We start from the raw sequence: 5,895 nt of genomic DNA, 5'->3' as shown, positions 1-5,895 counted from the left end.
CTCGTCGGGTTGAGGTTGCACACGCTCGCGGTGAAGGCGTCGAACGGGTGCAGCGGCTCACCGAAGGCGTCCAGCGACAGCGGCTGCACGTGGTACTCGATGTTGGGCCAGGGCCGGCCGGGGTCCGAGCGCGTGAAGGCCCCGAGCTGCGAGGGCGCCATGCTCATGGGCCCGCTGCGCTTGAACGCGTATTCCATGCCGATCTTCGCCTTGCCCCACAGGCTGTTGGCCAGGGTGTTGAGCGTCTTCGCGCCCTGCACCTTGTAGACCGAGCGGATCTGCAGGTGGTCCTGCAGGTTCTCGCCCACGCCGGGCAGTTCGTGCAGCGGCGCCACACCAGCGGCCTGCAACACCGCGGCGGGGCCGATGCCCGAGAGCTGCAGCACCTGCACCGAACCGATGCTGCCGGCGCTGAGCACCACCTCGCGCGCAGCGCTCACGCGCACGCGCTGGCCGTGGCTGATCAGGTCGGCACCGGTGCAGCGCAGCGCGCCTGACGCGCCCCGCTCCAGCCGCAGGCGCTCCACCTGGGTCTGCGTCCACACCGTGAGGTTGGGCCGGTGCTGCACCGGGCGCAGAAAGGCCTTGCTCGCGTTCCAGCGCCAGCCGGCTTTCTGGTTGACCTCGAAATAGCCCACGCCCTCGTTGTCGCCGCGGTTGAAGTCATCGGTGGCGGGGATGCCCGCCTGCTGCGCGGCCTGGGCAAAGGCGTCGAGCACGTCCCAGCGCAGGCGCTGCTTTTCCACACGCCATTCGCCGCGGCTGTTCAGGCTGCGGTGGCCGTGCAGCGCCGCGAGGGCGGCGTCGCCCTGGCCCTCGGTGTAGCGGTCCAGCCGGTGGTGGTCTTCGTGCGCCTTGAAGGCGGGCAGGCAGCGGTCCCAGCGCCAGTCGGCGTCGCCGGTCAGCTGCGCCCACTGGTCGTAGTCGCGCGCCTGGCCACGCATGTAAATCATGCCGTTGATGCTGGAACAGCCGCCCAGCGTCTTGCCGCGCGGGTAGCGCAAGCGCCGCCCGTTCAGACCAGGGTCGGGCTCGGTCTGGTAGAGCCAGTCGGTGCGCGGGTTGCCGATGCAATAGAGGTAGCCGACCGGGATGTGGATCCAGTGGTAATCGTCCTTGCGGCCGGCTTCGATCAGCAGCACGCGCTTGCCCGGATCGGCCGAGAGCCGGTTGGCCAGCAGGCAGCCGGCCGTGCCCGCGCCGACGACGATGTAGTCAAAGGTGGTGGGGTCGCTCATGCGCAAGGTCTCCTCGTGCTTCATTGGCCGGACTCATGACGCAGCCCGCTGCATGGGGCGGACTGTGCCCGATTCAACGGCGCACTTCCAATGAAATCGGCCAAGCCCCGGTATAAGCTCGCCAAATAATGACAGCCCACCCGCACGCCCGCCTGCCCGCCACCGACCCGCAAACCCTGCGCGCCTTCGTCGCCGTGGCGCGCGAAGGCAGCGTCTCGCGTGCGGCCCTGCGCCTGCACCTGAGCCAGCCGGCGGTGAGCCTGCAGCTCAAAACCCTGGCCGAGGCCACCGGCCTGCAACTGTTCACCCGCACACCGCAGGGCATGGCGCTCACGCGCGAGGGCGCGGCCCTGCTGCCGCTGGCCGACAAGGCGCTGGCCGCGCTCTCCGATTTCGGCCAGGCCGCCGCCGCGCTGCACCAGACGGTGCGCGGCACGCTGCGCATCGGCACCATCCTCGATCCGGAATTCACCCGCCTGGGCGCCTTCCTGCGGCAGCTGGTGGAGAGCGCCCCGCAGGTGGGCACCGAGCTGGGCCAGAGCATGAGCGGTGACGTGCTGGCGCGCGTGGGCCGTGGCGAGCTGGACGTGGGCTTTTTCCTGGACCTGCCGGCCGACCCGCTGGGCCCGCCCTACCGGCTGCGCGCCCTCACCCGCTTCACCTACCGCGTGCTCGCCCCCGCCGGCTGGGGGCCGCAGGTCAAAGGCAAAGACTGGAAGGCCCTGGCCGCCCTGCCCTGGCTGGCCACGCCCGCGGCCAGCGCCCACCACCGGCTGCAGCGCCGCGTCTTCGGCCCCGGCTCGCTCACCGGGATCGAGCCGCGCCGCGTGGCCCTGGTGGACCAGGAATCGTCCATGCTGGACCTGGTCAAGAGCGGCGTCGGCCTGAGCCTGGTGCGCGACGCGATCGCCATGCGCGAGGCGCAGGCGCACGGGCTGGTGGTGGCCGATCAGGTCGCGTTGGACTGCGACCTGAGCTTTGTCTGCCTGGCCGAACGGGCCGGCGAACCGGTGATCGCCGCCGCGCTGGCGGCGCTCGACGCGGTGTGGGGGTGACGGGCGTCACACCGCCGCGGCCAGGGCGCCACAACCGGCGAAAGCCCCTCTTGTGCCTTCCAAACCGCGGCCTACCATGACCGGCGGCGGCACCGTGACCGCCTCAACAGGAGCACATCACATGGCAGGCTGGTACGAACTCTCGTCGAACGACCAAGGCAAGTTTTCTTTCGCCCTCAAGGCGGGCAACGGTGAAGTGATCCTGCGCAGCGAGCAGTACGACAGCAAGGCGGCGGCCGAGAACGGCATCCGGTCGGTGCAGACCAACAGCCCGCAGGACGAACGCTACGACCGCAAGGACGCCAGCGACGGCCGCTGCTACTTCAACCTCAAGGCCGGCAACCACCAGGTCATCGGCACCAGCCAGATGTACAAGGACGCCGCGGGCCGCGACAAGGGCATCGAGTCGGTCAAGACCAACGGCCCGGGCACGACCGTCAAGACGGTCTGACGGCGTGCCGGTGGGGCGTCGGCCCCGCAAGGCTGGCGCTTGCCAAGCCCGCGCCACGGGTCCACAGTGGCGGCCTGTGGTGCAGAGGACCTGAGCGATGCGCGTGTTCATCAGCCATGCCTGGGAAGACAAGCCGCTGGCGCTGGCGCTGGCGGCACTGCCCGACTTTGTCGACGTCTGGGTGGACGTGCGCGAACTGCTGGGCGGGCAGACCCTGGACCCGACCATCGTGCGCGCCATCGAAGACAGCCACGTCTTCATCGTGCTGGTCAGCCGCACGTCGCTGGCCAAGGCCTGGGTGGCCAAAGAGGTGGAATGGGCGCTGGCGCGCGAAGCGCAGAAGGACCGCGTGTTCATCCTGCCCGTGCTGATCGAGCCGGGCATCGACTTGCGCACCTGTGCGCCCCCGTTCACGCCCTTCGCTCAGCGTCTGTTCATCGACGCCAGCGACACCAGCGAACCCGGCCTGGCCAAGTCCCGCGCCGCCATTGGCCTGACGCTGTTCCACTGGGCCAGCGACTGGCTGGAGGCGATGGAACCACGGGGCGACAGCAACCACCGTTTTGCCGAGGCGCTGGAGGCCGACCTGGCGGAGTACCAGACGCGGCTGTTCGCGGTGAAGGCGGCGCTGGCCTGGCCGCTGCCCACGCTGGTGCAGGACGACGCGGTGGCGCACCTGGTGAAAGTGAAGGACGAATACAACGCCTTCACCGAACGCTTCATGCCGAGACTGACGGACGCGGACGGCGAGATCCGCCAGCGCTTTGGCGTCTCGGCACAGCGCGGCTTTGCGCGGCTGGTCACCTTCATCCGCAACGAGGTGTTCCACGGCGCGGCGTTCGCGCTGAACGATGTGATCGAGTCGATCAACGCGTACGACACGGTGCTGCGCCAGGACCCCGCCGCACTGGCCGCGGCCGAGGCGCGGCGCAGCGAACGCGTGGCGGCGCTGGAGCCGGTGATGGCCGAGCTGGTGGAGCGCACGGCCGACTACCTGGACACGCTGCGGTGAACGGCCCCATGCACCGCCGCGCCCACCGTGGCGCCGCGCTGCTGTGCGCCCTGCTGCTGCAGGCCAGCGCTGTGCGGGCCGATTCGGGGCCGGTGCCGCTGACGCGCCTGAGCCTGGGCGAGATCGGCGGCTGGATCGAACTGCCGGTGGACGTGAACGGGCAGCGCGGGCGCTGGCTGATCGACACCGGGAGCACGCGACACATCGTGTCGGCCGCGTTTGCCCAGCGCCACGGCCTGCCGGAACGGGCGAGCGCACGAGCGGACACGGCGCTCGGCCCGGTCCAGGGCACCGAGGTGGCGCTGCCGCCGCTGCACATCGGCACCCACACGCACGCCGGGCAGACGGCGCTGCGGCTGGACGACCTGGGCACGCTGGTGGGCCCGGCGGGGGAAGGGCTGGACGGCATCCTGGGGGTGCCGCTGCTGGCGGGGGTGTCGCTGGACCTGGACCTGGTGGGCTGGACACTGACCATCACCGACAGCGTGCCCGCGGGCTGCCCGGCCGACACGCTGCCCCTGACGCTGGGCACGCACCGCGGGCTGCCGGTGCTGGACCTGCGCGTCAACGACGGGCCCGCCCAGGCGCTGCTGCTGGACACCGGCAACCCGGCCGCGGTGGTGCAGATCGAAGCCACCGAACCCGACGACGCCACCCCCGGCCTGCCGCTGGCCGGCGGCGCCCGGCTGGCGCTGGCGCCGCGGGTGGCGGTGGGGGCGTGGCAGCGGACCAACGTGCCGGTGCTGCGCTTGCGCGCGCCGGGCCTGCACCGTGCGCTGGCACCACGCGTCGGCGGGCTGGTGGGCACGGCCCTGCTGGACGGCGCGGGCTGGCGGCTGCACATGGACCAGCGGCGCGCGTGCGTGACACCCAATGCACCCGGCCTGCCCGGCGGTTTCGGTCTGACGCTGGTGCAGCGCGCGGGTGGCCTGTTCGTCGACACGGTGCTGCCCGGCGGGCCGGCACAGGCCGCGGGTCTGCAGGGGGGCGACGCTGTGCGGCGCTGGGCCGGCGGCGGGGTGGACGCCCCCCTGCGCGCGCTGTGGGCGCGCGTGCAGGGTCAAGACGAAGTGGAACTGCAGGTGGGGCCGGACGTGCGAACGCTGCGGCTGCGGCGGGCGCACTTTCTGCCGCGCCTGCCTTGAAGCCACGGCGTGGCGGCTCAGGGACAGAGCGTGCCCTGTGGGTCGGGCTGCACCGGATCGGGCTTGCGCTTGAGGGTGATGAGGGCGTTGTTGGCGTTGCGCAAGGTCAGGGTGGCGCTGTCGACAAACTTCAGGTCGGTGAAGGCGGTGCCGAGCAGTGCTGGTGCGGTGGGCACCGCCAGGGTGGTGGTGTTGAAGCCCGCCATGGTGCCGCTGAACTTCACCTTGGCGGCGGTGTTGGACACGTCGCACCCCACCACGCCTGCGGTGCTTCCGTTGTCCACAGAAAAGGGCTGGGTGAATTTCAGCGTCGGCGTGCCGCTCTCCGGGCTCCACACACCCACTGGCAGGCTGACAGCCACGCGGTCGTTGAGGTAGACCCGCTTGGCAGCCTCGCCGGTCACGGAGAGTTCCAGCCGCCGCAGATCGGTGAAGACGCCGGTGATGCAGGCGGTGGTGGATGCCGGCGTGGTGTTGGGCAGCAGCGTGAGCTTGCCGTTGTCGAGTGTGCCGGTGAGCGGATTGGTGGCGCCGCAAACCGCAGGCGGCGCCGGGAGCACATTGACGCTCACCGCCAACGTGGGGCGGAACAGCGTGTCCTGGTTTTCTGCGTCGATGAACGAGACGCTGCCGCCACCACCGCCCTCCAGAGTCCAGCTTCCCGCCAGCGGCGTGACGATTTGCAGGATGGCGAACAGCTCCCCACCGCCGCAGGCGGCGAGCAGGGCGGCCGTCAGCACGCCCCCTGAAACCCGGCGGGCCACCCGCCGCTTGCTTGCGTGAGCCATGGTGTTCTCCTGGCAATGCATGACGCGGCCCGATGGATGCGTCCCCTGGCCGCGAGGGGAAAAACATCTTATGCCCGCCGCGGCGGGCGTGGAAGACCGGCCATCTGCCCAGCCGCAGCGCGTCCCCCCGGCTGGGGATCCCGACAGCAAGGCCCGGCGGGCCCGCTGGACGGACACGGTGCACCACGCCGCCACGGCAAGGGCCT

General features: G+C 71.1%; 6 protein-coding genes. 4 read left to right on the top strand and 2 right to left on the bottom strand.

The features are described from left to right. The coding region (locus ACR2JA_RS06125; RefSeq protein WP_434008223.1) for a GMC family oxidoreductase at positions 1–1,238 on the bottom strand (1,238 nt) is incomplete at its 3' end. Between the two features lie 128 nt (positions 1,239–1,366). Here ACR2JA_RS06125 and ACR2JA_RS06120 point away from each other — a divergent pair. The 4 genes from ACR2JA_RS06120 to ACR2JA_RS06105 all read left to right on the top strand — a co-directional run bounded on the left by ACR2JA_RS06120 (position 1,367) and on the right by ACR2JA_RS06105 (position 4,901). Beyond that, positions 1,367–2,293, top strand: a complete 927-nt coding sequence (locus tag ACR2JA_RS06120; protein ID WP_434008222.1) for a LysR family transcriptional regulator — start codon at positions 1,367–1,369, stop codon at positions 2,291–2,293. Between the two features lie 121 nt (positions 2,294–2,414). Continuing rightward, positions 2,415–2,744, top strand: coding sequence for a YegP family protein (locus ACR2JA_RS06115; RefSeq protein WP_434008221.1), 330 nt, complete (start codon positions 2,415–2,417; stop codon positions 2,742–2,744). A gap of 97 nt (positions 2,745–2,841) precedes the next feature. Then, complete coding sequence (locus ACR2JA_RS06110; protein ID WP_434008220.1) at positions 2,842–3,756, top strand: toll/interleukin-1 receptor domain-containing protein; 915 nt, start codon at positions 2,842–2,844, stop codon at positions 3,754–3,756. An 8-nt stretch (positions 3,757–3,764) separates the two neighbouring features. Further along, positions 3,765–4,901: an aspartyl protease family protein gene (locus ACR2JA_RS06105; RefSeq protein WP_434008219.1), complete on the top strand. Its 1,137-nt coding sequence runs from the start codon at positions 3,765–3,767 to the stop codon at positions 4,899–4,901. A gap of 17 nt (positions 4,902–4,918) precedes the next feature. Here the strand turns inward: ACR2JA_RS06105 and ACR2JA_RS06100 are convergent. Beyond that, positions 4,919–5,895 (bottom strand): hypothetical protein (locus ACR2JA_RS06100; protein WP_434008218.1); only part of this gene is annotated, 977 nt, incomplete at its 5' end.

This window comes from Hydrogenophaga sp. (assembly GCF_051007235.1).
GTDB lineage: Bacteria > Pseudomonadota > Gammaproteobacteria > Burkholderiales > Burkholderiaceae_C > Hydrogenophaga.
This window is presented reverse-complemented; position numbering and strand designations above follow the sequence as displayed.